We start from the raw sequence: 26,716 nt of genomic DNA, 5'->3' as shown, positions 1-26,716 counted from the left end.
GCCTGGGAACTGCACCGGTTCAGCCCCGTTCGATTGAGCATCGTTGCGCGGGAAGCAGGGATGACGACGAAGACAACCACCCGGATCCAGGCACCGATCAGCCCCTATGCGCTGGCGCTGCGTGACGAACTGGCCGGCGGCACCATGCGCGAGCGTGCGCAAGTGGAACTCGGCGATCTCAAGGTCAGCGTGAATGAGGGGCGCGACGCGCTGTGGGTCATCGTGCGACGCGAAGCAAAGGGGGGCGTCGCGATACGCGCGGCCCATCTGCCCGCCGGCGCGTTCGAATGCCGCACGGTTTCGGGCGCCAGGGGCGAGCCGCTGCGCTTCGAGATCGAGAGCCTGGCGGGCAAATACGAGGTGACCGTATCGACGAGCGACGCGGATTTGCACCGCCTTCGGGTCTGCACGACATTGACGCCGTCCGCGCCGCTCAACCTGCCGTTCGTGCCGCGTGACCTCTATCCCCTCGATAACAATGACGATCCGATCGGCGCATCGGGTAATGTCGAGGCGGCACAGCGTGGCGTGAACAGCGGCCTCGTCTATTTCCGGCTGGACGAGCCGGCATTCGGCAGCGTGCTGTACTTCCAGAACCTGACCGCGCTGAACCTCTATTTCCGTTCGACCGGAACGGTGCCCAAGGGGGTCGTTGGCGGGGAGTGGCCTGAGCTTGGCTATCTGCCTCCGGTGATGAAGCAGATCGACTCCCCGGCCGACCCGCTGCCTGTTGGCGAAGCGGTCGTGCTTTCAGACGCCATCCTGGTCTTCCGCGACTGGGCAGCCGACAACGAGCAGGAGATGGCGCGCCAGTTCATCCAGATGCTGGGTGCGGCCTATAAGGCGCTGGACCTGCCGCGGGCCGAGTATCGCGACTGGCTGGCGCGGGCCGAGCGGACGCTGAACGATCTCGAGACCTCGCCGATTGCGACCGTGCGCAACTACGGCCACCGCTATGTCATGCCCTATGTCGAGGGAGAGATGCCCGACGCGATGGTCCAGATGACGATCGTCTCGGCGCTGCACGATTTCGGCAAGTGGCGCGGCGAGCCGCTGGAGCTTGAGGCCGAACTGCTGGCCGGCATGGGCAGATTCTATGATCCCGAGGCGGGCACCCTCCGCCGCTATCTGCCCAATATCAAGAAGACCGGGCCGGACAAGGATGCCGACGCGGTCGACAGCTGGTACCTCTATCACCCGATGATCAACCTCGCGCGGCTGGCGCTGGACGGGGACGAGCAGGCGCGCACGCTGCTGCTCCAATCGGTCGATTACGGCATCCGCTCGGCCCGGCATTTCAAGTATAAATGGCCGATCCTCTATAACATCCACGACTTCTCGATCATCACCAAGGCGCGCGGCGACGAACGGTTCGGCGAAACCGACGTCAACGGCATCTACGCCTATCTGATGCTCCAGCTGTATCAGCTGACCGCCGACAAGATCTATCTGGAGGAAGCGACCGCAGCGCTGCAAGTGGTTAAGGGGCTGCGCTTCGACCTCATGTACCAGGCCAATCTGACCGTGTGGGGCGCGGTCGCGTGCATGCGGCTGTGGCGGATCACCGACGACAAGGACTGGCTCGCCCAGAGTTACGTTTTTCTCGCCGGATTCCTGCACAATTGCGAAATCTGGGAATCGCAGGTCGGCCACGCGCCGCATTACTCGAACTTCCTGGGCGCGACCTGCCTGCACGATGCGCCGTACATGGCGATGTACGAGTGTTTCGAGTGCTTCAAGGGCTTCGAGGAATATCTCGCCAATGCAGGACCGGAGCTGGACCCGGCCGCGCGGATGATGATCAGCGAATATTGCCGCTACACGCTGCACCGCGCCGAGTTCTACTTTCCAGACATGCTGCCGCGCGAGATCCTGCATCAGGGCGAGCATCAGAGCGGAAAGCTCGATCCCACGCTCTCTTTCCCGCTGGAAGACCTGTATGGCGACGGGCAATCGCCGGGCCAGATTGGGCAGGAAATCTATGGCGCGGGCTCGGCTTTCGTCTTTGCTTCGCGCTCGTTCCACCGGATCGAGGACGCGCCGTTCCAGCTGTTCTGCAATCACTTCGTCCAGTCGATGGAGCGAACGGGCGAACGGGCCGTCTCGATCCAGCTTCACGGCGGCGAGACCTGCGTCGCGCTGGTCAGCCTGGTGCGCCTCAAGCGGCGCAAGCTCAGCAAGGCGACGATGACGACTGCGGACGGCGACTCGCTGCGCGCGCACCGCGTCTCGGACGATCGGATCGACTTCCACGCCCCAGCCGACGGGCGCGTGATCCTAATGTGGGAGTAGTGGCATGACGGACCAGATGGCGCGGCTTGCGGGCAAGCGCGTGCTCGTGACCGGCGGCACCACCGGCATCGGGCGCGCCACGGTGCATCAACTCGTTGCGGCCGGTGCCAGGGTGCTGACCTTCGGCCGGCATCGCGACACGCTCGACACTGCGCTGGCCGACGCGCCGGCAGGGCCAGGCAGCGTCATCGGGCTGATCGCCGACGCCGCGACGCGCGAGGGGATTGATGCGGTGTTTGCCGCGGTGGACGAGCGGTTTGGCGGGATCGATATCCTCGTCGCGAATGCTGCGCTGGGCGCCGACCCGCTGCACGAGATGCCGGAGCGCGACTGGCGCTACGTCATCGACACTAACCTCACAGGCTACCTTGCCAGCGCCCAGCATGCGATCGAGCGGATGCAGGCGAGCGGGGGCGGGCACCTGCTGTTCGTCAGCTCGATCAGCGTGCACATCAAAGCAGTGGGCGAAAGCGTCTATGCCGCGACCAAGGGGGGCATCAACGCCTTCGCCGAGACGCTGCGCAAGGAGATCGCCGATCGCAACATCAAGGTCAGCGTGATCGAACCGGGATCGGTCGGGACCGACATGCAGGAATGTTCGACCGACGAGCAGCGCGACGCGATCGCCAGGCACGAGATGCTGCATGCCGACGAAATCGCCGAGGCGATCCTGTTCACGCTGACCCGGTCCGAACGCGCCGATGTGGTGACCCTGCGCATCGAGCCGCGCGTCCAGAAGACAGCATGAGCGCGGAGTCATGAAGGCAGCGCTGAAGAACCGGGACGGCACGTTCCAGATCGCCAATGTCGAGCGACCGATCCTACGTGATTCGAACTTCGTTCTCGCCAGGGTCCGTGTCGCCGGCATCTGCGGCACCGACCTGCGTCACTGGAAGGTCGAGGATCCCTCGCTCGAATGCCATATCGTCGGGCATGAACTGGCGGGCGAGGTCGTCGAAGTCGGGCCCGACGTATTCAATGTCGCGCCGGGCGATCGCGTGGTCATCGAAACGGTGATGGGCGACGGGGTTTGCCCCTATTGCAACGTGCAGCGCTATAATATCTGCGAGCACCTCTACGACGTGCGGACGCAGTTCGTCTCGCGCGCCTATGCCGAATATGTCGCGGGTCCGTCGCACAAATTCCACAAACTGCCCGATCAGGTCAGCTTCGAGGAGGCGGCGCTGGCCGATACGCTGTCGGTGTGCCTGCACGGCCAGCATCTTTCAGGGCTGGGCATCAACGACAAGGTTGTGGTGATCGGCGCCGGATGCATCGGCCTGGGGCAGTTGATGCTCGCCAGGGCCTCCGGCGCGGACGTGATGATCACGGACATCGTGGACAGCGCGCTCGACCTCGCCAGGTCGTTGGGCGCGGACCGCACGATCAACACGCATCGCGACGACTGGCAGGCGGCAGTGCTGGAATGGACCGGCGGGCGCGGCGCGGACATCGTGTTCGAATGCGCGGGCGGCACCGCGATGCCGATGACGTTGCCGCAAGCGACGAAGATGGTTCGGCGCGGCGGCAAGGTGGTCATCATCGGCGGGTTCGACGCGGGCGAGACGACGATCCCCCTCGAGTGGCAGCGCATCCAGATGTCCGAGATTCAGCTGATCCCCTCCGCCAGCTTCGCCTATCACGACATCTATGCCGAACAGGGCCAGGTGATCGAGCTGATCGCCAGCGGCAAGCTGCCGGTCGGCAAGCTGATTACCCACCGCTTTGCGATCGACGACATCAACCAGGCGTTCGAAACGGCACGCGCCAAGGAGAAGACCGGGGCGGTGTTCGTGGCGATCGAGATCTGATGGCTTCGCTCGACCTGTGGGTCGGCAGCTATGCCGCAGCCGGCGGGCGTGGCTTGTACCGCCTGCGCTGTGACGCCAACGGGCTGACGCTGGGCAATGTAGATGACGTCGCATCCAACGCTTCCTATGGCGTGTGGTCGCCGCGCCATCGGCTGCACTATCTGGTGGACGAGGCAGCGCTGGGCGCCGTCGGCGCCTATCGCGTGGATGAAGCCGGTCTCACCCGGCAGGCGCGCCTCGCGTCCGAGGGGCGTGAGCCGTGCTATGTCGCCATCGATCCTGCGGAGCGGCGGATCGCGGTCGCGAATTATGCAAGCGGAAGCATCGCATTGTTCGCATTGGGCAAGGATGGGCTGCCGCAGCAAGGTCCGGCGCTGTTTGCGAACGCCGGCGGCGGGCCGAATGCCGAGCGGCAGGAGGGGCCGCACATGCATTGCGTACGCTTCAGCCCCGATGGCGCGTACCTTTATGCGACGGACCTCGGCACGGACCAGCTGCTGCGCTTTGCCCTTAAGGACGATCCGGCGATCGAACGGCCCCAACTTGTATGGACTGCGCCGCCGGGTTCGGGGCCGCGTCATTTGCTGTTCCACCCCCATGCCCCACTCGCGCTGCTGGTGTGCGAGATGGCGAGCACGCTGACGGTGTTCGAGGTGACCGCCGAAGGTCTTGCGACCTGCTCGACCTGCTCGACGTTGCCTGATGACTTCAGCGGCGAGAGCCTGGGCGGCGATCTGGCGATCAATGCTGCGGGCACTCGCGTCTATGTCACCAATCGCGGGCATGACAGCATCGCGGTGTTCGCGCTGGATGCAGGAACCGGCGCCCTTGAGTTTATCCAGCATGTCGCAAGTGGCGGCGCGTCTCCGCGCAACCTGCTGATGCTCGAAGACCACGGCCAGCTGCTGGTGGTCAACGAGGAAGCCGGCAACGTCGTGCGGTTCGCGTTTAAGGACGACGGCGAACTGATGCCGACGGGCGACAGCGTGGACGTGCCCGGCGCAGCGTTCGTGTTCCCCGCCTGAGGTGGATCAGGCGTCTACGGGTTCGAGCGGTTGCCGGGCATAATGGCGCGCCAGCACGGCGCAGATCAGCAGCTGGATCTGGTGGAACAGCATCAGCGGCAGGATCATCATGCCGACTTGCGCGACCGGGAACAGCACGCCGGCCATCGGCACGCCCGATGCCAGGCTCTTCTTCGATCCACAGAATTGCAGCACCACCATGTCCTCACGCGACAGGCCGGCCCAGCGCGCGAGCAACAGCGTGCTGCACCAGACCAACAGGAACAGCGTGCAGCAACACACGATCAGCACGATCAGCGTCGTGCCCGAAACCTTGCTCCACAGATCCTCGACCACGGCGGCGCTGAACGCGGTGTAGACGACGAGCAGGATCGACCCGCGATCGACCAGCGTCACCAGCCGCTTCTGTCGCGCAACGAACCCGCCCACCAACGGCCGCAGCGCATGGCCGAGCAGGAAAGGGACCAGCAACTGCATGACGATCAGCTTGATCGAGGCAGTGTTGATCGTCACGCCGCCATTGCCGTCGCCGATCAGTAAAGCGACGAGCAGCGGCGTGGCGAAGATGCCGGCAAGGTTGGAAAAGGCGGCGGTGCAAACCGCTGCAGGGACGTTGCCGCGCGCCATGGCGGTGAATGCGATCGAGGACTGGACCGTCGAAGGGAGCAGCGTCAGGAACAGCATGCCCGTCGCGAGCGATGCCGGCAGCAGCGGCAGGTGTGAAAAGGCGATGCCGAACAGCGGGAACAGGCCGAAGGTTACTCCAAGGACGAGCAGGTGCAGCCGCCACTGGGCAAAGCCCGCGACGATCGCCTCGCGCGGCAGCTTCGCGCCATGCAGGAAGAACAGCAGCACGATGCCCGCATCGGTCAGGCCGCCGAACATCGGCACGGCAGCGCCGCGCACCGGAAGGAGGCTGGCCAGCAGGACCGTGCCCAGCAGCGCCAGCACGAATGGCTCGAAAAATCCGATCACGCGACGCAGCATGGCCGTCCCAGTCCCTCGAACAGTAAAGAGCGGCCGGCCCGATCCCCCAGGCCGACCGCTCAATCAACCGGCTAGCCGGTATCAGATGCCGCTGCGCAAACGCAGCCCGAAAGTGCGCGGACGCGCGGTGAAGATGCGCGTGCCGTCGATCGACGGGACCACGCCCATATACGGCGCCTCGTTGCCGAGATTCTCGCCATAGATGCTGACTTCCCAGCCCGATCCGCCCCGAATGCCGACCTGTGCGCCGATCAGCGTATAGCTGGGCAGATAGGTATCGAAGGTCGTCGCGCGGTTGAAGCTGCTGTAGCTGTCGCCCTTGTAGGTGATGCGCGCCTGCGCGAAGCCGGTGACGTCGCCCCACACCGGCGTCTCATAGTCCGCCGATGCCGATGCCGACCAGCGGGGGGTCAGCGGCACTCGATCGCCCTTGCGGCCAATCGTTCCTGCCGCCGCGACCGCAGCCGGCAGATCCTGTGCGAGCTTGGAGTCGACATAGGTCACGTTGCCGCTGAAGCTGAAGCCCGAGGGGAGGCGGACGGTGGTGGTGAACTCGACGCCGTTCGACACCGTCTTGCCGGCGTTCAGGGTATAGGCGAACGCGCCGGCGGATTGCGCCGACAGCTGCTGGTTGCTCCAGTCGACACGATAGCCCGCAAGGTCGAAGAAGATCGCGCGGCCGGCCAGATAGCCCTTCACCCCGACCTCATAGCTCCACAGGCTGTCGGGATCGTAGGTGCCGGGGAAGGTGACCCCGGCCTGCTGGGCGAGCGACGTCGCGGTATTGACCCCGCCGACCCGAAAGCCCGATGCCGCGCGGGCATAGAGGCTGATATCGGGCGTCGCCTTCCACAACAATGCCGCGTTGTAGCTCGGCTTCTCGTTCGTGCCCCGCTCGTCGCCGGTCACCGAAGGCACGGTGACGACGCCGAACACGAAGTCGGGGAACACCGTCTGCAGGTTCGTCACGACGTCGCGAATGTCCGCCTTGAAATAGCGGATGCCGCCGGTCAGCGTTACCGTCGGCAGTATGTCCCAATCGACCTGAGCATAGGCTGCATATTGGTCGATCGTGCGGTGCGTATTGGTGCCGAACTCATAGATGCTGCGCCCGCGTCCCGGCGCGACGAACGGGCGGCACGAGACATAGTCGTAGCAGGCGGGCCGGAAATTGGGCGCCTGCACCGCCGCCGTCTCATATTCGCTGTCGGTCTTCTCGTAATAGACGCCGGCGACCAACTGCACCGGACCATCGAACTTGGACGAGAAGCGAAGTTCGGCGTTATAGTCCTCGAAGTCCACATTCGCCACGAAGTTCAATGCGGCGTTGACGCCGAAGCTGATGTTGGTCGGCGTTGAATCCTTCGAATTGCGCACGTCCTGCTTGCTGTAGCTGCCGGTCGCGATGATCGAGCCGAAGCCCAGATCATATTCGCCGACGAGCGAGACGAGGCTGTACTTGTCCTTGTAGAACTCCACCGTGGGCGAGATGTTGAGATAGGGTCCGCGGGCCATTTCGAACGCCTGGGTGCCGCCCACGTTGATCGTCTGGTGCAGCGCAGTGAGGTTGAGCGAGAAGTTCGGGCCAAGCCGCCACAGCGCTTCGCCGCGCACGCCGCGCACATCGGAATCATTGCCGTTCTCGAACGTCGTGCCGCGGATCGTCTGGTCGATGAAGCCGCCGCCGGTCTCGGCCCAGCCGGTCACGCGGATGCCCAAGGCATCGGTGACGATCGGGATATTCAGAGTCGCGCTCGCCTCGGCATAGGGGTTGCCGTTATCGATCGCCGCGATGCTCAACTCGCCCTTCACTCCCCAGCTGTCGAGCTCGGGCTTGCGTGTGATGACGCGCAGCGTCCCGCTCATCGAACTGGTGCCGAACAGCGTGCCCTGCGGCCCCTTGAGCACTTCGACGCGATCGATGTCATGCAGGCGGATGCCCGGTTTGCCGTCGCCCAGCACGTTGCCGCCGATACCCCCCAGCACGGCCGCTTCGTTGAGATAGAGCGCCGACACCGCGCCGACGTTGGAATCGATGCCGCGCAGCACGATCTTGGTCTGGGCCGCGCCATAGCTCTGGATGTTGACCGAAGGGTCGATGCTGCCGATTTCGGCGAGGCTGGTGACATTCGCCCGCTCGAGCGTTTCGCCCGAAAAGGCGCTGACCGCCAGCGCGGTATCCTTGACCGACGCATCGCCGCGGCGCGTACCGCTGACGATGATCTCGTTGGGATCCGCGGACACGGCCTCCGCCTCCTGGGCGGCGGCAGGCGATGCGATCACCAGCGCGGGCGCGGCAATCGAGGCGAGCAGTGTGGCGATCCGCGCACGGCGGTCGCCGGGACGATAGTTATGGAACATTGCTGAAAACCCCTTGCTCTTCTAGTCTCCCGTCGCTCCTGCTTGACCTCGCGCGGCAACCCCGGCTGCAGCGCCTAGACACGGTCGGCGTTCGTCTAATCGCGAGCCGTTACCGTCCTACAGTGTTATCGTCATACAAAGCTGCCACGTTGGCAAGGGGCAGGCGACAAAATTTCACGTTTCATGTCGAGGGTGCAACAAAGCAATTGAAAACGCCTGCCGCATATGTTTGTATGACAATATTACTAACATACGAGCGGAGGGTCGTGAATGAGGGATGCTGCGCCCGTTGGTGATAGCTGGCCGCCACGGCGGCAGGCGCGCTGGGCGCTTTTGCTCCTGCTGCTTGCCTATATCCTCTCCTTTATTGACCGCATCATCCTGTCGATCCTGATCCGCCCGGTCTCGGCGGACCTGGCGTTGAGCGACATGCAATTCGCACTCGTCGGCGGCGTCGCCTTTTCGCTGTTCTACGTCACGGTCGGCCTGCCGATCGGCTGGCTGGTCGATCGCGTGTCGCGCCGGGTCATCGTGGCGATCGGCATTGCGCTGTGGAGCCTCTGCACGATCGCATCGGGCTTGGCGCCGAGTTTCGGATGGCTGTTTCTCGCACGCGTGGGGGTCGGCATCGGCGAGGCGGCGCTCTCCCCGGCAGCCTATTCGCTGATCGCCGACTATTTCCCGCCGGAACGGCGCGGTCGAGCGGTGGCGATCTACACGCTTGGTGTCTCACTGGGGTCAAGCATCGCTTATCTGGTCGGCGGCGCGTTGATGAGCTTCGCGGCGGAAACGGGCGGGATCGAACTACCGGTGCTGGGCGAATTGTCGCCCTGGCGGTTCGTGTTCGCCGCGGTGGGGCTGCCCGGGCTGTTGCTCGCGGCCTTCACGCTGACGATGCGTGAGCCGCCGCGGCGCAGCCTGGGCACCGCGCCCGATGCGCCCGTGCGGCTGCTCGATTTCCTGCGCGCCAACAAGCAGGTCTCGATCGCGTATATTCTGGGCTACAGCTTCATCAACCTGCCCTTTGCCGGCTTCCTGTTGTGGGGGCCGGCGTTGTTCGGGCGGCTGCACGACATGGGTCCGGGTCAGCTGGCCTTGCCGCTTGCGCTGATCTTCCTCGTGCCCACCACGCTGGGCCAATGGTTCGGCGCGGCCATGACCGATCGCGCGCAGGCGGCGGGCCGGGGCGACGCGGCCTTTCGCACCGGCATGTGGTGCGCGCTGGCGCTGGTGCCGGTGTCGATCGCCATGCCGTTGCTCGGCAATGCCTGGGCAGCGCTGGCGGCACTGGCGATCCTCGTCTTCCTGGTCTGCGCCTCGGTCGGCCATCATGCCGTGGTCGCGGCCGCCGTCGCGCCCAATCGGTTGCGCGGCGTCTATGTCGCGATCTTCTTCTTCGTCCAGAACGTGCTCGGCCAGGCGGTGATCGCGCTTGTCACCGCGTTCCTGACCGATCGCGTGTTCGGCGCGCCTTCCAGCATCGGCCTGTCGATGGCGATCGTCGGCGGTGTCGGCGCGATGGCCGGGTTCGTGACGCTCGCCCTCGGCCGCGGTGCCCTGCGCCGCACCGTCAGTGCCCTGCCATCCTGATCACCCACCAACGCCCATCATCGGGGAGCCCAGATGAAATTCGGTTTCTTCAACTTGATGCCATGGCCGCACTATCCCGAGCCGCCACGCACCTATCCCACGCCCAATCGCGACTATGACCCGCAGGTCGGTCGGCAGCTGTATCACGACTATATCGACTTGCTGGTCCATGCAGAGGCGTGCGGCTTCGACATGGCGCTGTGCAACGAACATCATTTCAGCCCCTATGGCACGATGGCGAACTGCAATCTGATCGGCTCGATCCTTGCGCGTGAGACCAGGACGATCACACTCGGCATGGTCGGCAACTTGCTGCCGCTGTCCAACCCGGTCCGCGTGGCCGAGGAATATGCGATGATCGACGTCATGAGCGGCGGGCGGCTGATCGCCGGCTTCATGCGCGGCGTGCCGCACGAATATGTCGCCTACAATTCGCCGCCCGGCGAATCCCGCTCGCGCCAGAAGGAGGCGGCCGAGCTGATCCTGAAATGCTGGCAGGAACCCGAGCCGTTCGGCTGGGAGGGCGAGCATTACCAGTTCCGCTCGATCTCGATCTGGCCGCGCCCGATCCAGTCGCCGCCGCGCGTGCTGATGTCGGCAAGCAACGAGGAATCGGCCGTCTTCGCCGCCCAGAGCCGCGCGATCATGGCGATGGGCCTGATTTCGGACATGAAGCTCGCCCGCGCGAACGTCGATACCTATCGCCGCACCGCCAACGACCATGGCTGGGACCCGCTCGACGAAGAGATCATGATGGGCGCCAGCACCTGCATCTGTGAGACCGACGAGGAAGCGCATGAGGTGTTCGCGAGCGCGCTCGACTATTTCCACGGCACGTTGATGAAGCCGACCTACGATGCGCTGAAGCTCGTCCTGCAGGCGGGCTACTTCAACAAGCAGCAGGCCGGTGCCAGCTATGACAGCCGGCTCGACAAGGTCGCGGCCAAGAAGACGATCCAGCAGATGATCGACGCCGGATCGATCTTCTGCGGCAGCCCGGAGAGCGTCGTGCAGCAGATCAAGCGCTTCAAGCACGAGCTGGGCTGCGGCGGCATCAACATGAGCATGCAGATCGGCAACCTGCCGATCGCGACCGTCCGCAAGGGCATGGACCTGTTCCGCGACCGCGTGCTGCCGCACGTGCGCGATCTGTGAGCGGAGAACGTCGAATGTACCAGACCAAGATTGCGACCCTTGCCGCTGGCGAGGTCAGCTATTTCGAGGCGGGGAAAGGTTCGCCGCTGCTGGTCCTGCACACTTCGGGCGGGCCATTGTGGACGCCGCTGCTCGAAAAGCTGGCCGGCGAGCGACGCGTCATCATGCCGGTACTGCCGGGCTTTGGCGGAACGGCAATGCTGGGCGGGGTGGCCAGCGTCGTCGATCTTGCGGACCTCGCCGCCGACTTCATCCGCACCGTAGTCGGTGCGCCGCAGGTGGACGTGTTCGGCGCATCGTTCGGCGGCCGCGTCGCACTCTATCTCGCCGCGCGGCATCCCGATCTTGTAACCGACCTGGTGCTTGAGGCGCCGGCCGGCGTGGCGGTCGGCGCGCACCCGGCGGCACAGGATCCGCAGGCCGCGCGCACCGGCCTGTTCGCCTACCCGGAAAAGGCCGCGCATCTCTCGCCGACGCCTGACATCGCCGACGGCAATCGTGCGGCTTTCCGTGCCTATGGCGGGCCAGTGCTGGTCGATGACGAACTGGTCGCGCTGCTGCCGACAATCCGCACCCAGGTGCTGACCATCATGGGTACGCTCGACCGCGTCACGCTGGTGGAAGCCGGGCAGCATATTGCCGCGGCCATGCCCAACGGCCGGGTCACCTATGTCTATGACGCCGCCCATGGCGTGCAGGTCGATCAGGCCGACGCGATGTTCCGCGTGGTGCGGCACTTCCTCGACAAGGGATCGGCGTTCATCGTGGCGAGCCGCGAATACGCCTGAACGAACAGGGATCGCCCTGCGGCGACCTTGGGGGAAGCGGGCGATCCGCTTCCCCCCTTTTTAAGTCAGCGCTTCGGTCCCCAGATCCAGTCGATACGATCGTCCGGCATCGCTTTGGGCATCGCAAGCCGCCAGCTCGCCGACACGTTCACGTCGCCTTTGCCATCATATTTCGCCGTTGCCGGATAGGCGTAAAGCGGCCGCGTGCGGATCACGCGTTCGCCTTCGCGCTGCGTCGCCACGATGCCGTCGGGCGCTGTGCCCTGTTCGACCCAGGCGGCGATCGCCGGCATGAAGTCGAAGCTGTTCGGCGCGTTGCCGCCGCGGCAGTGGAACATGCCGGGCACCATGAACAGGCGGAACCACTCGCGGATCTTTGCCATGCCGCCCTGGCGCGCTGCGACTTGCGAATAATAGTCGAGTGAGCCGAGCGGGGTAACACCCTGGTCCGACCAGCCGTGATACAGGATCAGCCGCCCGCCGCGCGCGTGGAACGCGGTCAAGTCCGGCGCGGCATCCGGCGCGACAGGATCGTAGAGCGCGACCTGAGCCTTCACCGCGTCAAGATCGCGGTCCCAGTCGAAATCATGATAGGCGAAATTCGGCCGCTGATCGGCGAACATCAGGTAGCGCAAGGATCCTTCTGGCAACGACCAGGTGTCGGCGCCGCCCCAGGCGCCCTCGCTGCCCGGCATCATCCCGCCGGGATAGAGGCGCATGCCGGCGCTGTTGCGCGGGCCGTCATAAACCGCCCTGGCGGCGGCGACCTGTTCGGCAGTGAGGCAGGCTGCGCCACCCGATGCGGGGCATTGCAGCACGGCAGGATCGAACCGGCACCTGCGGGGGTCGTCGATGATGCCGTCCTTGACGCCATCGATCGCATCGCACGCCGCGATCGTGCGAGCGTGAAGCAGGTCGAGCGCCGCCTTGTCGAACACCGGCACATTGCCCCGCCGGAACAGCTTCTGCGCCGCCCACACATTGGCAATCGCGCCCAAACGTCCTGCGAATGCCGGGTCGCCCGCGACGATGCCGTCGAAATCCTCCGGGAAATGCTGCGCCAGCATCAGCCCCTCGCGCCCGCCGGTCGAGCAGCCACGAAAATAGCTGAATGCCGGCTTTGTGCCATAAAATGCCGCGATCAGCCGCTTGGCTATCAGCGCGGTGACATGCGTGCCGCGCGCGCCATAATCACGCCGCGCATCCAAGCTTGAACCCCAGAGCGGCTCCTTCAGGACATCGCCGACATGGCCAAGGTTGTTGGCGGCGACGACATAATCCTTCGCCAGCATGTCGCCGCAGCCATTGATGTTCACAAAGCCGCAAAAGCCGCCACAACCGATCTGGAAATAGCGGCCGTTCCAGCGCTTCGTCGGCAGCCGCACTTCGAACTGCACCTGCGGCTGGACATAGCCGGTTACCGCGCAAACTTCGTCGGTGGTTGCGGTCGCGGGCAGCAGCTTTGCGCTGGTGATCGAAGCTGGCGCCTCGCTATCGTGCGAGAAGTCGATGCCGCTCAGCGCCGTGCACTCGATCCTTGCCGCGGTCATCGCATCGATTGCGGCCCGCGGCTGAGCAGTTGCCGGCCAGGCAGCCGTCAAAAGCGTGAGCGCTGTCAGCCATAAAGCGTGCGGCTTCATGCGTATCCCCCTTCATTACAGTTGATCGATTTCGTATGATCGTCATACAGAACTGCGCCAAAGGCAAGAGAGGGGCCGCCATGTTCACGACTCGACCCGAAATCAGCGGCACGTTCGGCGTCGCCGCCTCGACCCACTGGATCGTCAGTCAGGTCGCGATGGGCATGCTCGAGCGCGGCGGCAATGCGTTCGACGCAGCGGTCGCGGGCGGCTTCATGCTGTCGGTGGTCGAACCGCATCTGTGCGGCCCGGCGGGCGAGGTGCCGATCCTGTTCCACACTGCGGAAGCGAGCGGCCCGCATGTGCTATGCGGGCAGGGCGTCGCCCCCGCCGCCGCGACGCTCGACCGTTTCGCGACGATGGAGCTCGACGCCGTGCCGGGGTCGGGGCTGGTCGCGGCGGTGGTGCCCGGCGCGTTCGACGCGTGGCTGACCCTGCTGCGCGATCACGGCACGATGAACCTGGCGGACGTCATGGCCCCCGCGATCCACTATCTGGAGGACGGGCACCCGCTGCTGCCCGGCGCGTCGTGCGCGATCGCCGATGTCGCCGATGCGCTGCGCACCGAATGGTCGACCGGCGCGGATATCTGGCTGCCCGGTGGCGAGCCGCCGGTCGCGGGCAAGCTGTTCCGCAATCCGGTGCTCGCCGGCACATGGCGCCGCATCCTGGCGGAAGCGGGCACGCACGGTACGCGCACGGCGCAGATCGACCGCGCACGCGAAGCGTGGCGCAGCGGCTTCGTGGCCGAGGCGATCGACCGGTTCGGCCGAAACGAGATGATGGATTCGAGCGGATCGCGTCATCCCGCGCTGCTCACCGGGCATGACATGGCGAACTGGTCGGCCAGTTACGAGGCACCGGTCACCGCCGACTTCCATGGCTGGACGATCTGCAAGACGCAAAGCTGGGGGCAGGGGCCGGTGCTGTTGCAGGCGCTGGCGCTGCTCGATGCTGCCGGCATCGCCGATTTAGAGCCGGAGAGCCAGGCCTGGGTGCATCTGGTGATCGAGGCGGTGAAGCTCGCTTATGCGGACCGCGAGGCCTATTATGGCGACCCGGCCTTTGTCGACGTGCCGATCGATACGCTGCTGTCCGCCGATTACGCCCGATCGCGAGCCGCGCTGATCGGCGATCGTGCCGACGCCGGCCAGCGGCCGGGAGTGGTGCCCGGTTTCGAAGCGCAAGTCGCCGCCGTGCTTGCCGACACCCGCGTCGCTGGGAGCGAGGCAGCGGGGATCGGCATCGGCGAGCCGACGATGATCCACCTCAAGGCGACACTGAAGCCGGGCGACACCGTTCATATCGACGTGATCGACCGGCACGGCAACATGGTCAGCGCCACGCCCTCGGGCGGCTGGCCGCAATCCTCGCCGACGATTCCCGACCTTGGCTTCGCGCTCAATACCCGCGCGCAGATGTTCAGCCTCGCGCCCGGGCTGCCCACCACACTCGCGCCCGGCAAGCGCCCGCGCACCACGCTGACGCCGACGCTTGCCCTGCGCGAGGGGCGGCCCGCGCTGGTCTGCGGCACGCCGGGCGGCGATCAGCAGGACCAGTGGCAGTTGGTCCTGCTGCTGCGCCGCATCCTGGGCGGGATGAAGCTTCAGGCCGCGCTCGACCTGCCGCTGTTCCACAGCGTCCACTTCCCATCGTCCTTCTACCCGCGTGAGGCGATGCCGAACGTCGCGGTGATCGAGGAAGCCTATGGCGAAGCAATGATCGAGGGCTTGAAGGCGCGCGGCCACGACGTGCGCGTCGCGCCGGCATGGTCGGCCGGGCGGCTCACCATGGCCGAGCGCGATGCCGATGGCGTGCTGCATGCCGCCGCGACGCCGCGGCTGATGCAGGCCTATGCGGTGGGCAGATAACGCCGGTCAGGCGAGGTAAACGACCCCGTCATCGACCGCGACGGTAAAGGTGCGCAGCGGATGCTTGCACGGCAGGCTCTTCGCTTTGCCGGTCACGATGTCGAAACTGCCGCCGTGCAGCGGGCAGAAGATCGTCTGCCCTTCAAGCCGCCCCTCGGCAAGCGAAGCAATGGCGTGGGTGCAATCATCCTCGATCAGCCGGAACGTGCCGCCGTCATTGATCAGCAGCAGCGGATCCATGCCGGCCGGCTCGAAACGCGTCATCTGCCCGGGTTCGAGCGAATCGGCTTGGCAAAGGGCGATCTTTCCCGGCATCAGCGTCGACATTGAACCTATCTGTATTGTATGACTGTCATACAAAGAATGGCGTGAAGGGCTGCGCATGTCCAGTGTTGTTTTGATCGATGCCGGCGGAACCATCGCCTCGCTCCCCGATGCGCGCGGCGTGCTGGTGGCGCGTGAAGGCGCGGCCGGGCTGCGCGACATTTTGGCGCCTGAGCTGCGGGTGGGCGTGGTGGAGCGCCATGCCTATAGCGGCCTCAGCGAAGATATGCGCTTTGCCGACGCGATCGGCATTGTACGTGAGATCGCCGATGCCGTGGCAGGCGGGGCGCAGGGGGTGGTGGTGACCCACGGCACCGACACGATGGAGGACGTCTGCTTCCTCGCCGACCTGTTTCATGGCGGTGACGCGCCGGTGCTGTTCACCGGGGCGCAGCGGGCGGCGTCGGTGCCCGGCTGCGATGGCCCGGCCAATCTGCACGATGCCGTGGCGGTCGCGCGCCATCCGAGCGCACGTGGGATCGGCGCCGCGATCGTGTTCGGCGGCCGCATCCTGCCGGCACGCAGCGCGCGCAAGCTCGACAGCAGCGGCCCCGAGGCGTTCGGCCCGCACGGCAGCACGATCGGCCGCGCCGACGATCATGGCGTGCGCTTCACCGCCACGCCGCGGCGCGCGCCCGCCTTCGCACTGGTCGACCCCGAACCGGCGGTGGAGATTGCGGCGCTCGGCATGGGTAGCAGGCCAGCGCTGATCGAGGCGCTGATGGCGAGTGGCGTGCGCGGCCTGGTGGTCGAGGGGTTCGGGCGCGGCAATGTCCCCGGTCAGCTGCTCCCGGCGATTGCCAAAGCTCGCGCGGGCGGGGTGCTGGTCGGCATCGCGACCAGCTGCCTGGGCGGCGGCACCGCGCCCAGCTATGCCTCCGGCGCGGCGCTTGCCGATGTCGGCGCAATCGGTGCCGAGGATCTGAGCGCGCGCAAGCTGCGCCTGTTGTTTGCCGTGGCCCTCGCCGGTGGCGCCGACGCCGCCACTGCCGAAGCACGCGTGCGCGGCTGGCTTGCGGCCTAGATCCCCACCGCGAACCGTTCCGCCCGGATGAGCGCCGACGGCACGCCGCGTGCGCGCAGCACCTCGCGCGCGGCCTCGACCATCGCTGGCGGGCCGCACAGGTGATAGCTGGTGTCGGCGACGGGATCGTCGGCGAGCAGCGCGACCGCAGTGCCGGCACGCACATTGCCCGACGCGCCTTCCATCAGGGCGATCCACACCTCCAGATCCGGCATGTCGGCGGCGATCTGCTCCAGTTCGTCATGCAGGAACAATTCCTCGGGCCGGGTGCAGCCAAAGCATAGCAGCATCGGCAAGCGGCCGGCATGGGCGCGGATGATCGACAGCATTGGCGCAAGCCCCGTGCCGCCGGCCACGAACACTGCCCGCGACGCACGATCATCCAGCGCGAAGCCGCCGAGCGGACCCTGCAACGTCAGCGGTGCCCCGGCCGCGGCCGCCTCGCTCTCTAGCCAGCCGCTGACCTGGCCGCCTGGTAAATGCCGGATCAGCAGTTCCAGCTCCGGCAGGTCGCCCGGCGCCGACGCGATCGAAAAGGGCCGCGCAACGCGCAGGCCCGGCGGCCGCAGGCGCAGATACTGGCCGGGCTGGAAACGAAAGCCCTCCGGATCGTCGAGCCGCATCACGAGGCGCGACACGTTCTTCGCCAGCCGGTCGATTCGCACCAGCGCGGCGCGGTGCCGTCCCGGGGCATCCGGCGCGCTGGCGAGTGGATAAGGCAGTTCGAACCGCGCGTCCGAGGTCAGCCGTGTCAGGCAGGTGGGATAGATGCCTTCGTCGCGCTCGTCCTCGCTCACGATCGGCGTCGTCATCGGGTCAAGCGCAAGCGTGCCGGCGCTGCACCGCGCAATGCACGACCCGCAATCGCCGCTCATGCAATCCGACCGCAGCGGCGCATCGGCCTCCAGCGCCGCCTCGACCACGGTCTGCCCCGGCGCGACATCGATCGTCACGGTTCCCCCATCCTGAAAATGCAGGCTGGCACGAAACATCTGCAAACTCCCCCTCGACAAACCCGCTAAAACTTTGTCATACAATCATATCAGATTCAGGGGAAGCCATGGCGTGAAATCAAGCAGCTGACGCTGTTTGCCATGGCCAGAAAAGGGAATGACGATGAACGAAGAGCCGCTGGTCAACCCTGAGGTCGTGGGCATGGTCGGGGACTGGAAAGGCTATGTCGAAGCCAAGCTGGGCTTCCGCAACCATTGGTATCCAGTGCGATTTTCCAAGGAGCTGGGGGAGGGGCAGCTCGAGGTCGTGCAGCTGCTCGGCGAAAAGCTGCTGATCAAGCGGATCGAGGGCAAGGTTTATGCGATGCGCGACCGCTGCCTGCATCGCGGGGTGCCGCTGTCGCGCAAGCCCGATTGCTATACCAAGGACACGATCACCTGCTGGTATCACGGCTATACCTATCGCTTCCAGACCGGCGAGCTCGTCAACATCCTTGCCGTCCCCGACAGCCGCCTGATCGGCCGGCGCAAGATCGTCACCTATCCGGTCGAGGAAGCGCAGGGCCTCATCTTCGTGTTCCTGGGCGATGAGGATCAGGTCCATCCGCTCAAGAACGACGTGCCGCCGGGCTTCCTCGACGAAAATCGCATGGTACTGGGCAAGCATCGGGTCGTGAATTCGAACTGGCGGCTGGGCGCGGAGAACGGCTTCGACGCACTGCACATCTTCATCCACAAGGATACGACGCTGCGGCATTACCGCACGTTCAACTTCCCGATCGGCCACACGCCCAAGCCCGGCGCGGTGCAGCTGGTCGAGGACGCGGACGGCCCCAAGGGTGTGATGGACGATTTCGCGCAGCATGACGCGGTGTGGGACGGTGTCATCGACGGCGAAGTTGTGGTGAGCGGCCCGCGTTCGGAAAAGGTCTCGGGCACCTCGGCCTCGGTCGGCACTTCGGTCTGGCTGCCCGGCGTATTGATGGTCGAAAGCTTCCCGACCGTCGGCCTCACGCAATATGAATGGTATGTGCCGCTGGACGAGAGCACGCACCTTTATGTCCAGACGATCGGCAAGCCGGTCGAGAGCGAAGCCGACCGCATCACCTTCGCCAACGATTTCGAGGCGATCTGGAAGCCGCACGGCCTCGATGGGTTCAACGGCGACGACATCTGGGCGCGCGAAGTGACCGAACCTTTCTATGCCGACGATTTCGGCTGGGTCGACGAAATGCTGTGCGAACCGGACGAGACGATCCTGCAATGGCGTCGCCTGGCCAGCCGCCACGGCCGTGGCATCCAGCAAAAGAGTGATCTACGATGAGCGCGGACCAGATGACCGGGGGCAAGATGAGCATCACGTCGAACTTCATCGACGCCGGCGGCGTCCGCACCCATTATTGGGAGGCCGCGCTTCACAAGGTTGGCGCCCCGGTCCTGATCCTGCTCCACGGCGGCGGTGCGGGGGCGGACAGCTGGGGCAACTGGCAGGACTGTTTCGCGCATTTCGCGCCGCATTTCCGCGTGATCGCGCCTGACATGATCGGCTTCGGCAAGACCGACAAGCCGTCACCGGACAGCTATGTCTACGACCAGCCCGGTCGCAATCGGCACCTCATCGACTTCCTCGATGCGATGGGGCTGTCCGGCGTGCACATCGTCGGCAATTCGATGGGGGGCGCCACCGCGATCGGCGTGGCGATCGAGCGGCCCGAACTGTTCGACCGCATCGTCCTGATGGGCAGCGCCGGATTGCCGATCCCGGAAAAGCCCTCGCCGCAGCTCATGCACAATCTCCAGTACGACTTCACCATGGACGGCATGCGCCGCGTCATCGGCGGGCTGACCGCACCGGGCTTCGTGCCCAGCGACGAGATGGTGAAATATCGCTTCGATCTGGTCGACGATCCCGCCTCGCAGGCCGCACTCGCCGCGATCAATGGCGAGACGCGCAAGGGCACGCTCAACTACCCCGAGGATGCCGTGCGCACGATCACCCATCCAGTGCTCGTGGTGAACGGCAAGGAGGACGGCGTATCGATCCTCCCGCGCGCCTATCGGTTCCTCGAACTGCTGCCGAACAGCTGGGGCTATATCGTCCCGCATTGCGGCCACTGGGCAATGATCGAGGCGACCGATGATTTCTGCGGCGCGGTCAATCGTTTCTTGAAGGCGGCGTGAGCGTGAGCGCGCCAGCGGGCGTGACGGCCATGATCGAGCATCTCGTGCGCCATCCCGACGAGCGCGCACTGGTGAAAAGCGACCCCGACGCGCTGTTCGACCGCTTCGGTATAGCGCCGGACGCGCGGGAGGTGCTGCGTTCGGGCAGCCGCGACGAGCTCTCGCACCTCGGTATCCATGGCAATTACGTGATTAAGTGGTTGATCTGGTCGGGCCGGCCGACCTTGCCCTTCTTCGCAATGAGCCACTTTTTCGACCGGAGATAGCATGGGCAGAATCGTCGGCGCATTCGCCATGTCGCATCAACTCGGCGCCCCCGATGGCGTCGAGGATCAGGCCGAGCGCGTGTTCCAGGGAATGCGCGAAATCGGCCGCCGCATCCGAGCGCTCGATCCGACTCTGATCCTGATCGTCACCAGCGATCACTTGAACAACTTCACCCTGACCGCGCCGGCGCCGTTCGCGGTCGGCACGGCGGAGGAATTCGTGCCGCTCGGCGACATGGGCCTGCCGCGTGATCCGATCCCCGGCGCAGGCGATTTCGCCAGTGGCTTGCGCCGCTTCGCGGCGGAGCAGGGGATCGACATTGCCGAGGCTGCGCCGCTTGCGCCTGACCATGGCGTGATGATCCCGCTCGGCATCGTCGACCCCGACCGCCGCATTCCTGCGGCGCCGCTTTACGTGAACACCGTCTTCTATCCCGATCCGTCGCCGGCCGACTGCCGGCGGATGGGCGAGACGATCGCTGCCTATGTTGCAGCGCTGGCCGATGACGTGCGCGTCGTGCTGCTTGCCGGCGGAGGATTGTCTCACTGGGTCGGCATGCCGCAGGAGGGGACCGTGGTCGAGCCGTGGGACCAGGCGTTCCTCGCCGACATGGCCGCTGGCGATATCGATGCGCTGGCCGCGCGCGACAATGCGAACATCCTCGACATTGCCGGTAATGGCGGGCTGGAAGTCAACGCCTGGATCGTCGTCGCCGCCGCAGTGCCCGGCGCGCGGGGCGAAACTATCTTCTACGAAGCCATGCCCAGCTGGGCGACGGGCATGGCTGGCATGGAATTGCGGCTGCCGGACGCAGCCATCAGCTGAGATCGCGCCGGGGTTGGGGGTGTCGCCAGGGTTCAGCCCCGGAACACCACCGTCCGCGCGCCATTGAGGAACACCCGGTCGAGAAGGTGAAGCCGCACGGCCTCGGCCAGGACGCGACGCTCGATGTCGCGGCCCTTGCGGACCAGATCGTCGGGCGTGTCCGAATGGCTCACGGCTTCCACGTCCTGATGGATGATCGGCCCCTCGTCGAGATCGGCGGTGACGTAATGGGCCGTCGCGCCGATCATCTTCACGCCGCGCTCATGCGCTTGGTGATAGGGTTTGGAACCCTTGAAGCCGGGGAGGAAGCTGTGATGGATGTTGATGCAGCGCCCGGCCAGAAAGCTTGCAAGATCGTCCGACAGGATCTGCATGTAGCGGGCCAGCACGACCAGGTCGGCGCCTGTGTCGCTGACCACCTGCTTGACCTGCGCTTCCTGCGCGGCCTTGCTATCCCGGGTGATCGGGAAATGGTGGTAGGGAATGTTGCCGATCCACGACGTATGCAGCGCAGAGCGGGGGTGGTTCGACACGATCGCCACCACCTCCATCGGCAGTTCGCCAAGGACGTTGCGATACAGCAGGTCGCCCAGGCAGTGGTCCCATTTGGACACCATCAGCACGACCTTGCTGCGCGTGGCCTGGTCCTTGAGCGACCAGGTCATGTCCGTACTGTCACCAATCGGCGCGAACCCTTCGCGAAGTTCGTCTAGCGTGCTGCCCTCGCGCGCGCTGAAGGCGACGCGCATGAAGAAGCGCTCGTTCGAAGCGTCGTTGAACTGTTGTGCGTCGTCGATGTTGCAGCCGCGCTCGGCCAGAAAGCCGGCGACCCTGGCCACCAGGCCGGGCCGATCGTTGCATTGCAGGCGCAGCACGAAATCCGTCATCCATTCCCCCTTTTGCGGCACCACCCGGCGAGAACGACCGCTGGGCAATCGGCGCCACGCCGAAATATGGTCAGGTGTCCCACCTGGCTCTGAAAGGCTGGAAAACCGCCGCATCCGCCGTTTTCGGCGAGTTTGGTGACCCCTACGGGAATCGAACCCGTGTTTCAGCCGTGAAAGGGCCGCGTCCTAACCGCTAGACGAAGGGGCCATGAAGGCGAGGGCGCGCACTAGGCAACGTGACGCAATTGGTCAAGCGTCAATCGGCCCAGGCGGCATCTTCGATGTGAATCTCCGCTGCCGGCCGCGCGCCCCAATCATCGATCTTGGCGCGCCCCGCCACCCACAGCTTGCGGTTGCGCGGCGCGCCGAGCAACGCCTGGCCGAGCGGCGTGTCGGCGGCGCGGAAGGCGACGCATTTGATGCTGCGCCCGTCCTCGCCCGCGACGATCGCACGGACATGGCCGTTGCCGACGACGTCGCACTTGATCATCCGCACCGGCCCTGCCGCGACGCGCGGCGCTGGCCAGCCCATGCCATAGGGGCCGCCGGCCTCCATCGCGTCGACCAGTTCGGGGTTGATCCCGCGCGGCGCCAGCACCGCATCGAGCAGCAGCGCGCGCGTCCCCGCCGACCGCTCGACGCCATCGGCGAGCTTGGCGTTCAGGAACGCGGCAAAGTCGCCGATCGACGCCTCGTCCACAGTGACGCCCGCCGCCATCGCATGGCCGCCGCCGGCGATCAGCAGTCCGGCTTCCTTGGCCGCGATGATTGCCGCGCCCAGGTCCACCCCGGCGATCGAGCGGCCCGATCCCTTGCCGATCCCGTCCTCGCCGATCGCGATGACGATTGCCGGTCGGCCAAGCTTTTCCTTGAGGCGCCCCGCGACGATGCCGATCACGCCGGGGTGCCAGCCGCGCGCCGCGACCACTGCAACGGCGCCTTCGCTCGGCATGATTTCCGCTGCCGCCTGCACCTCGGCTTCGATCTCGCGGCGTTCTTCGTTCAGCCGATCGAGCTCTTCGGCAATCGCCCGCGCCTCGTCGGCATCCTCGGTGGTCAGCAGCCGCACCCCCAAATCCGATTTGCCCACGCGACCGCCGGCATTGATGCGCGGCCCCAGCGCAAAGCCAAGATCGGTGCAGGTCGGCGCCCGAGTCAGGCGCGAGGCTTCGATCAGCGCGTTCATGCCGATGTTGCGCCGCTGCGCCATGACCTTCAGCCCCTGCGCCACGAACGCGCGGTTGAGCCCTTTCAGCTGCGCCACGTCCGCCACCGTGCCCAATGCGACGATGTCGAGCAGGTCGAGCAATCGCGGCTCGGCCCGCCCGGTGAAGAACCCCCGCCCGCGCAGGACTCGCACCAGCGCCGCACCAAGCAGCCAGGCGACGCCGACCGCGGCCAGATGCCCATGCTCGCGCGCGCCCTCGTCTTCGTCCAGCCGGTTGGGGTTCACCAGCGCCAGCGCTTGCGGAAGCTGCGAGGCGCATTTGTGATGATCGACCACGATCACCTCGGCCCCCGCCGCCTTGGCTTCCGCCAGCGCGTCGAAGGCCATTGCCCCGCAATCGACCGTGACGATCAGGTCCGCGCCCTCGCGCTTCAGCCGCACCAGCGCCTCGCCCGAGGGGCCATAGCCCTCCATCAGCCGATCGGGGATATACGCACGCGGCGTCAGGCCCAGATCGCGCAGCAGCCGGATCAGCAACGCTGCCGACGTCGCGCCATCCACGTCATAATCGCCAAATATCGTCACCGCCTCACCGCGCTGGACCGCATCGGCCAGCCGCTCGGCCGCGCGGTCCATGTCGCGGAAGATCGACGGGTCGGGCATGAATGCGCGGATGCTGGGGCTGCGATGCGCCTCGAGCGCCTCGCGCTCGCAGCCGCGCGTCAGCAGCAGCTGAGTCACCAGGTCGTCCGGCGCAAACCCCGGATCGCGCGCGTCCGCCGCCAGCCCGCGCCACCGCCAGGGTTGGCCAAGGATCGAGGAATGCACGTTGAGGACGGGGTTCATCAGGTGCCTTTAGCGCGGATCACCACGGAGTGAAATCGCAGCCCTCAATCCTCTGCGATCAGCGAATGATCCCGCGTGTCGCGCATCCTCAGATACACCACCAGCGATACCCCGATCATCGCCGTCACATACCAGTAGAAGCCTTGCTCCCATCCGGCATTTTTGAACCACAACGCCACATATTCCGCCGTCCCGCCGAACAGCGCATTGGCCAGCGCATAGGGCAGGGCGACACCCAGTGTGCGGATATGCGCGGGGAACAGCTCGGCCTTCACCACCGCGTTGATCGAGGTATAGCCGGTGACGATCACCAGCGCCCCCAGCATCAGCGCGAACGCTGCCCATGCGCTTTCCACCACCGCCAGCGCCGAGAAGATCGGATAGGTGCAGAGCACGCCCAGCACCCCGAACCCGACCATCAGCGGCTTGCGCCCGACGCGGTCGGACAGCGCGCCGGCGACGGGCTGGATGCACATGAACACGAACAGCGCCGCAGCATTGATCTGCGATGCGGTTTGGCGGTCGAAGCCCGAGGTGTTGACCAGGAATTTCTGGAGGTAAATCGAATAGGCATAGAAGGCGAGCGTGCCCCCGGCGGTCAGCGCCATCACCAGCAGGAACGCCCGGGGATGTTCGCGCAGCAGCGCCAGCGCGCCGGTCTTGCGCCCTTCGGCCTTGGCATTGTGAAAGCTCTGCGTTTCCGCAAGGCCCCGCCGCAGCCAGAACACGATCACCGCCAACGCCCCGCCGATGAAGAACGGGATGCGCCAGCCCCACGCCTCCAGCGCGGCCTCGCTCAGCACCGCCTGCAGCACCAGCAGCACGGCGAGCGCGATCAGTTGCCCGGAAATCAGCGTCACATATTGAAAGCTGGAAAAGAAACCGCGCCGCTTCTTCCCGGCCATTTCCGACAGGTACGTCGCGCTCGCGCCATATTCGCCGCCGATCGACAACCCCTGCAGCAACCGCGCGAATACGAGGAGCGCGGGCGCCACCCAGCCGATCGTCTCGTATCCAGGCGTTATCGCGATCAGCAGCGACCCCGCGCACATCAGCGATACCGACAGCGTCAACCCCGCCTTGCGCCCGTGGCGATCGGCATAGACGCCCATCAGCCACCCGCCGATCGGGCGCATCAGGAACCCGACCGCGAATACCGCGGCAGTGTTCAGCAGCTGCGTGGTGCGATCGCCCTCGGGAAAGAAATGCGGCGCGAAATAGAGGGTGAAGGCGGCATAGGCATACCAGTCATACCATTCGACCAGATTGCCTGCCGACCCGCCTAGGATGGATTTGAGGCGATCGCGGGTGGCCAGCGTCTCGGTCGTCCCCGTCATCCAAATCCCTCGTCATCCAGCGTTGGCGGCGCGGTACGTCGTTCCACAGGCGATGTCCGCGATCCGCCGTGCGACATCTCTGCCGCGCCGCACCCGCGGGCACAAGGCTATGCCAGATCGTCTTGTCACATGCGGCCGGCGCTGGTGAGCATCCAGAGCGCCATCGCAATCATGCCGAGATTTTCGGTCAGCGACACAAAGCCGAGTGGCACGTTCGACGAGCCACCGACGCACGCGCATTTCAGCTCGCGCTTCTCGACATAGACGGCGTTGAATACCGACACCGCGCCGACCGTGCCGATGAACAGCGCGATGGGGACCGAAAGCCAGTTCAGCGCGCCAGCGACCATCAGGATGCCGGCCACCCCTTCGGCAAAGGGATAAATATAGCCATAGCGCACCCATCGCTTGGCAAGCAGGTCGTAATTCAGGAACATGGTCGAGAACTTCTCGACATCCTGCAGCTTGAGCAGCGCGAGCACCGCCATGCTGAACCCGCCGAACCACTGCAGCGCATGCGCCGTGAAGGGGGAGCCGAACGCCGCATGGCTGGCCGCCAGCGCGAGAAGCGCGGTCATCGCGAACAGCGCGATGACGGGCCGATAGCTGGTGCTGCCCGGCTCGGCGACGCGCATGCGGAAATGGCGGCGCAGATCGTCATAGCCGCCGATGCGCTGGCCGCCGATGAACACTTGCGGCGTCGTTTTGACGCCATGCTCGTCCTTGAACGCGTCGGTCTCGGCGCGGGTGCGAAGATGATAATCCTCGACCTGGAAGCCCTTGCGCTTGAGCAGGTCGAGCGCCTTTACCCCGTAAGGGCAGACATGCTCCGGCATGACCATGCGGTAAAGGATAGCGATCGGACGGTCGGACACGGTGATGCTCCTATTTGGCAACGCCTGCATCCGCCCCATATAGCGTCCGTACCATGGTCCGGAGTCAAGCGCCGATGTCGAGGATGACGATCGCCAGGCTGGCCGAGGCTGCGGGCGTCGGCGTGGAAACGGTGCGCTATTATCAGCGGCGCGGCTTGCTCACGCGGCCCGACCGGCCGAGCGGCGGCTTTCGTACCTATGGCGAGAGCGATGTGCGACGCCTGCGCTTCATCCGCCATGCGCAGGCGGCAGGGTTCACCCTTGCGGAGGTCGGCGAATTGCTTGGCCTTGATGCCATTGACGATCGCACGCGGGCACGTGCCATGGCTCGTTCGAGGATCGCGGCGCTCGACGCTCGCATTGCCGAATTGCAAGCTTCCCGCGCTTCGCTGATCCGGCTTGCCGACGCATGCGCGAAGGACGTGACGGGCGCATGTCCGATCCTCACCGCGTTCGAGGAGCGCGACTGATCGGACGAACTTTCCGCTGCCGGGCACCTGCGGGGCAGC

The 26,716-nt window shown here is 65.7% G+C and carries 23 protein-coding genes and 1 tRNA gene; 14 read left to right on the top strand and 10 right to left on the bottom strand.

Annotation, left to right across the window (positions count from 1 at the left end; all coding sequences use genetic code 11):
* Positions 1-60: 60 nt before the first annotated feature.
* Genes BFL28_RS10325 through BFL28_RS10310 form a run of 4 tightly spaced genes read left to right on the top strand, consistent with a single transcriptional unit; the run spans position 61 to position 5,128 of the window.
* The gene (locus BFL28_RS10325; RefSeq protein WP_069320473.1) at positions 61-2,292 is read left to right on the top strand and encodes a hypothetical protein; all 2,232 of its coding nucleotides are present in this window, start codon (positions 61-63) and stop codon (positions 2,290-2,292) included.
* A 4-nt stretch (positions 2,293-2,296) separates the two neighbouring features.
* Positions 2,297-3,040 (top strand): SDR family oxidoreductase, encoded by a 744-nt coding sequence (locus tag BFL28_RS10320; RefSeq protein ID WP_069320472.1) that lies wholly within the window; start codon positions 2,297-2,299, stop codon positions 3,038-3,040.
* 10 nt (positions 3,041-3,050) lie between these two features.
* Entirely contained in the window at positions 3,051-4,103 is a 1,053-nt protein-coding gene (locus BFL28_RS10315) for a zinc-dependent alcohol dehydrogenase (protein ID WP_069320471.1), read from the top strand.
* Entirely contained in the window at positions 4,103-5,128 is a 1,026-nt protein-coding gene (locus BFL28_RS10310) for a lactonase family protein (RefSeq protein WP_069320470.1), read from the top strand. Before BFL28_RS10315 ends, BFL28_RS10310 begins: the two co-directional genes overlap by 1 nt.
* 6 nt (positions 5,129-5,134) lie before the next feature.
* Here the strand turns inward: BFL28_RS10310 and BFL28_RS10305 are convergent, their stop codons facing one another.
* Both BFL28_RS10305 and BFL28_RS10300 read right to left on the bottom strand, forming a co-directional pair.
* A complete protein-coding gene (locus tag BFL28_RS10305; protein ID WP_069320469.1) occupies positions 5,135-6,115 on the bottom strand; it encodes a bile acid:sodium symporter family protein in 981 nt (326 codons plus the stop codon).
* Positions 6,116-6,196: 81 nt separating this feature from the next.
* The gene (locus tag BFL28_RS10300; RefSeq protein ID WP_069320468.1) at positions 6,197-8,476 is read right to left on the bottom strand and encodes a TonB-dependent receptor; all 2,280 of its coding nucleotides are present in this window, start codon (positions 8,474-8,476) and stop codon (positions 6,197-6,199) included.
* Positions 8,477-8,746: 270 nt separating this feature from the next.
* Here BFL28_RS10300 and BFL28_RS10295 point away from each other — a divergent pair, with 270 nt between their 5' ends.
* Genes BFL28_RS10295 through BFL28_RS10285 form a run of 3 tightly spaced genes read left to right on the top strand, consistent with a single transcriptional unit; the run spans position 8,747 to position 12,009 of the window.
* Positions 8,747-10,066 (top strand): MFS transporter, encoded by a 1,320-nt coding sequence (locus BFL28_RS10295; RefSeq protein ID WP_069320467.1) that lies wholly within the window; start codon positions 8,747-8,749, stop codon positions 10,064-10,066.
* A gap of 33 nt (positions 10,067-10,099) precedes the next feature.
* Positions 10,100-11,221, top strand: coding sequence for an LLM class flavin-dependent oxidoreductase (locus tag BFL28_RS10290; protein WP_069320466.1), 1,122 nt, complete (start codon positions 10,100-10,102; stop codon positions 11,219-11,221).
* Positions 11,222-11,235: 14 nt separating this feature from the next.
* A complete protein-coding gene (locus BFL28_RS10285; protein WP_069320465.1) occupies positions 11,236-12,009 on the top strand; it encodes an alpha/beta fold hydrolase in 774 nt (257 codons plus the stop codon).
* A 65-nt stretch (positions 12,010-12,074) separates the two neighbouring features.
* Here the strand turns inward: BFL28_RS10285 and BFL28_RS10280 are convergent, their stop codons facing one another.
* On the bottom strand, positions 12,075-13,559 hold the full coding sequence (locus tag BFL28_RS10280) for a tannase/feruloyl esterase family alpha/beta hydrolase (RefSeq protein WP_069320583.1): 1,485 nt from the start codon (positions 13,557-13,559) through the stop codon (positions 12,075-12,077).
* A gap of 170 nt (positions 13,560-13,729) precedes the next feature.
* Between BFL28_RS10280 and BFL28_RS10275 the strand changes: the two genes are divergently transcribed.
* Complete coding sequence (locus BFL28_RS10275) at positions 13,730-15,520, top strand: gamma-glutamyltransferase family protein (protein ID WP_069320582.1); 1,791 nt, start codon at positions 13,730-13,732, stop codon at positions 15,518-15,520.
* A 6-nt stretch (positions 15,521-15,526) separates the two neighbouring features.
* Here BFL28_RS10275 and BFL28_RS10270 read toward each other — a convergent pair whose 3' ends face one another.
* Positions 15,527-15,940, bottom strand: coding sequence for a non-heme iron oxygenase ferredoxin subunit (locus BFL28_RS10270; protein ID WP_241527289.1), 414 nt, complete (start codon positions 15,938-15,940; stop codon positions 15,527-15,529).
* Between BFL28_RS10270 and BFL28_RS10265 the strand changes: the two genes are divergently transcribed.
* A complete protein-coding gene (locus BFL28_RS10265) occupies positions 15,903-16,868 on the top strand; it encodes an asparaginase (RefSeq protein ID WP_069320463.1) in 966 nt (321 codons plus the stop codon). The two genes, BFL28_RS10270 and BFL28_RS10265, sit on opposite strands and share 38 nt — an antisense overlap.
* Here the strand turns inward: BFL28_RS10265 and BFL28_RS10260 are convergent.
* Positions 16,865-17,860: a 2Fe-2S iron-sulfur cluster-binding protein gene (locus tag BFL28_RS10260; protein ID WP_069320462.1), complete on the bottom strand. Its 996-nt coding sequence runs from the start codon at positions 17,858-17,860 to the stop codon at positions 16,865-16,867. The two genes, BFL28_RS10265 and BFL28_RS10260, sit on opposite strands and share 4 nt — an antisense overlap.
* Before the next feature lie 124 nt (positions 17,861-17,984).
* On the opposite strand from BFL28_RS10260, the gene BFL28_RS10255 reads away from it, so the two are divergent.
* Genes BFL28_RS10255 through BFL28_RS10240 form a run of 4 tightly spaced genes read left to right on the top strand, consistent with a single transcriptional unit; the run spans position 17,985 to position 21,094 of the window.
* Positions 17,985-19,145: a Rieske 2Fe-2S domain-containing protein gene (locus BFL28_RS10255; RefSeq protein ID WP_069320581.1), complete on the top strand. Its 1,161-nt coding sequence runs from the start codon at positions 17,985-17,987 to the stop codon at positions 19,143-19,145.
* Positions 19,142-20,002 (top strand): alpha/beta fold hydrolase, encoded by an 861-nt coding sequence (locus BFL28_RS10250; RefSeq protein WP_069320461.1) that lies wholly within the window; start codon positions 19,142-19,144, stop codon positions 20,000-20,002. Before BFL28_RS10255 ends, BFL28_RS10250 begins: the two co-directional genes overlap by 4 nt.
* A 2-nt stretch (positions 20,003-20,004) precedes the next feature.
* Positions 20,005-20,268 carry a hypothetical protein gene (locus BFL28_RS10245; RefSeq protein WP_241527288.1) on the top strand — a complete coding sequence of 88 codons (264 nt, stop codon included), beginning with the start codon at positions 20,005-20,007 and terminating at the stop codon, positions 20,266-20,268.
* 1 nt (position 20,269) lies between these two features.
* Positions 20,270-21,094, top strand: coding sequence for a DODA-type extradiol aromatic ring-opening family dioxygenase (locus tag BFL28_RS10240; RefSeq protein ID WP_069320460.1), 825 nt, complete (start codon positions 20,270-20,272; stop codon positions 21,092-21,094).
* A gap of 32 nt (positions 21,095-21,126) precedes the next feature.
* Here the strand turns inward: BFL28_RS10240 and purU are convergent, their stop codons facing one another.
* The 5 genes from purU to BFL28_RS10215 all read right to left on the bottom strand — a co-directional run bounded on the left by purU (position 21,127) and on the right by BFL28_RS10215 (position 26,237).
* A complete protein-coding gene (purU, locus tag BFL28_RS10235; protein ID WP_069320579.1) occupies positions 21,127-21,981 on the bottom strand; it encodes a formyltetrahydrofolate deformylase in 855 nt (284 codons plus the stop codon).
* Between the two features lie 133 nt (positions 21,982-22,114).
* A tRNA-Glu gene (locus BFL28_RS10230) sits at positions 22,115-22,189 on the bottom strand.
* A 48-nt stretch (positions 22,190-22,237) separates the two neighbouring features.
* Complete coding sequence (recJ, locus tag BFL28_RS10225) at positions 22,238-23,995, bottom strand: single-stranded-DNA-specific exonuclease RecJ (RefSeq protein WP_069320459.1); 1,758 nt, start codon at positions 23,993-23,995, stop codon at positions 22,238-22,240.
* Positions 23,996-24,039: 44 nt separating this feature from the next.
* Positions 24,040-25,332 carry an MFS transporter gene (locus BFL28_RS10220; RefSeq protein ID WP_069320458.1) on the bottom strand — a complete coding sequence of 431 codons (1,293 nt, stop codon included), beginning with the start codon at positions 25,330-25,332 and terminating at the stop codon, positions 24,040-24,042.
* Between the two features lie 125 nt (positions 25,333-25,457).
* Positions 25,458-26,237, bottom strand: coding sequence for a glutaredoxin (locus BFL28_RS10215; protein WP_277621002.1), 780 nt, complete (start codon positions 26,235-26,237; stop codon positions 25,458-25,460).
* A gap of 44 nt (positions 26,238-26,281) precedes the next feature.
* Here BFL28_RS10215 and BFL28_RS10210 point away from each other — a divergent pair, with 44 nt between their 5' ends.
* Complete coding sequence (locus BFL28_RS10210) at positions 26,282-26,677, top strand: MerR family transcriptional regulator (protein WP_069320456.1); 396 nt, start codon at positions 26,282-26,284, stop codon at positions 26,675-26,677.
* The last annotated feature ends 39 nt before the right edge of the window (positions 26,678-26,716 follow it).

The sequence above is a fragment of the Sphingomonas turrisvirgatae genome, from assembly GCF_001721295.1.
GTDB classification, from domain to species: Bacteria; Pseudomonadota; Alphaproteobacteria; order Sphingomonadales; family Sphingomonadaceae; genus Sphingomonas; species Sphingomonas turrisvirgatae.
Note: the sequence above shows the minus strand (reverse complement) of the source record. Positions and strands in the feature narration are given on the sequence as shown.

Bases quoted from the DNA above. Each gene is read 5' to 3' on its own strand.
- BFL28_RS10255 (WP_069320581.1), top strand. From the start codon at position 17,985: ATGAACGAAGAGCCGCTGGTCAACCCTGAGGTCGTGGGCATGGTCGGG.
- BFL28_RS10220 (WP_069320458.1), bottom strand. From the start codon at position 25,332: ATGACGGGGACGACCGAGACGCTGGCCACCCGCGATCGCCTCAAATCC.
- BFL28_RS10300 (WP_069320468.1), bottom strand. From the start codon at position 8,476: ATGTTCCATAACTATCGTCCCGGCGACCGCCGTGCGCGGATCGCCACA.
- purU (WP_069320579.1), bottom strand. From the start codon at position 21,981: ATGACGGATTTCGTGCTGCGCCTGCAATGCAACGATCGGCCCGGCCTG.
- BFL28_RS10325 (WP_069320473.1), top strand. From the start codon at position 61: ATGACGACGAAGACAACCACCCGGATCCAGGCACCGATCAGCCCCTAT.
- BFL28_RS10305 (WP_069320469.1), bottom strand. From the start codon at position 6,115: ATGCTGCGTCGCGTGATCGGATTTTTCGAGCCATTCGTGCTGGCGCTG.
- BFL28_RS10240 (WP_069320460.1), top strand. From the start codon at position 20,270: ATGGGCAGAATCGTCGGCGCATTCGCCATGTCGCATCAACTCGGCGCC.
- BFL28_RS10290 (WP_069320466.1), top strand. From the start codon at position 10,100: ATGAAATTCGGTTTCTTCAACTTGATGCCATGGCCGCACTATCCCGAG.
- BFL28_RS10310 (WP_069320470.1), top strand. From the start codon at position 4,103: ATGGCTTCGCTCGACCTGTGGGTCGGCAGCTATGCCGCAGCCGGCGGG.
- BFL28_RS10280 (WP_069320583.1), bottom strand. From the start codon at position 13,559: ATGACCGCGGCAAGGATCGAGTGCACGGCGCTGAGCGGCATCGACTTC.
- BFL28_RS10285 (WP_069320465.1), top strand. From the start codon at position 11,236: ATGTACCAGACCAAGATTGCGACCCTTGCCGCTGGCGAGGTCAGCTAT.
- BFL28_RS10215 (WP_277621002.1), bottom strand. From the start codon at position 26,237: ATGCAGGCGTTGCCAAATAGGAGCATCACCGTGTCCGACCGTCCGATC.
- BFL28_RS10260 (WP_069320462.1), bottom strand. From the start codon at position 17,860: ATGTTTCGTGCCAGCCTGCATTTTCAGGATGGGGGAACCGTGACGATC.
- BFL28_RS10275 (WP_069320582.1), top strand. From the start codon at position 13,730: ATGTTCACGACTCGACCCGAAATCAGCGGCACGTTCGGCGTCGCCGCC.
- BFL28_RS10320 (WP_069320472.1), top strand. From the start codon at position 2,297: ATGACGGACCAGATGGCGCGGCTTGCGGGCAAGCGCGTGCTCGTGACC.
- BFL28_RS10270 (WP_241527289.1), bottom strand. From the start codon at position 15,940: ATGGTTCCGCCGGCATCGATCAAAACAACACTGGACATGCGCAGCCCT.
- BFL28_RS10265 (WP_069320463.1), top strand. From the start codon at position 15,903: ATGTCCAGTGTTGTTTTGATCGATGCCGGCGGAACCATCGCCTCGCTC.
- BFL28_RS10250 (WP_069320461.1), top strand. From the start codon at position 19,142: ATGAGCGCGGACCAGATGACCGGGGGCAAGATGAGCATCACGTCGAAC.
- BFL28_RS10315 (WP_069320471.1), top strand. From the start codon at position 3,051: ATGAAGGCAGCGCTGAAGAACCGGGACGGCACGTTCCAGATCGCCAAT.
- BFL28_RS10295 (WP_069320467.1), top strand. From the start codon at position 8,747: ATGAGGGATGCTGCGCCCGTTGGTGATAGCTGGCCGCCACGGCGGCAG.
- recJ (WP_069320459.1), bottom strand. From the start codon at position 23,995: ATGAACCCCGTCCTCAACGTGCATTCCTCGATCCTTGGCCAACCCTGG.
- BFL28_RS10210 (WP_069320456.1), top strand. From the start codon at position 26,282: ATGTCGAGGATGACGATCGCCAGGCTGGCCGAGGCTGCGGGCGTCGGC.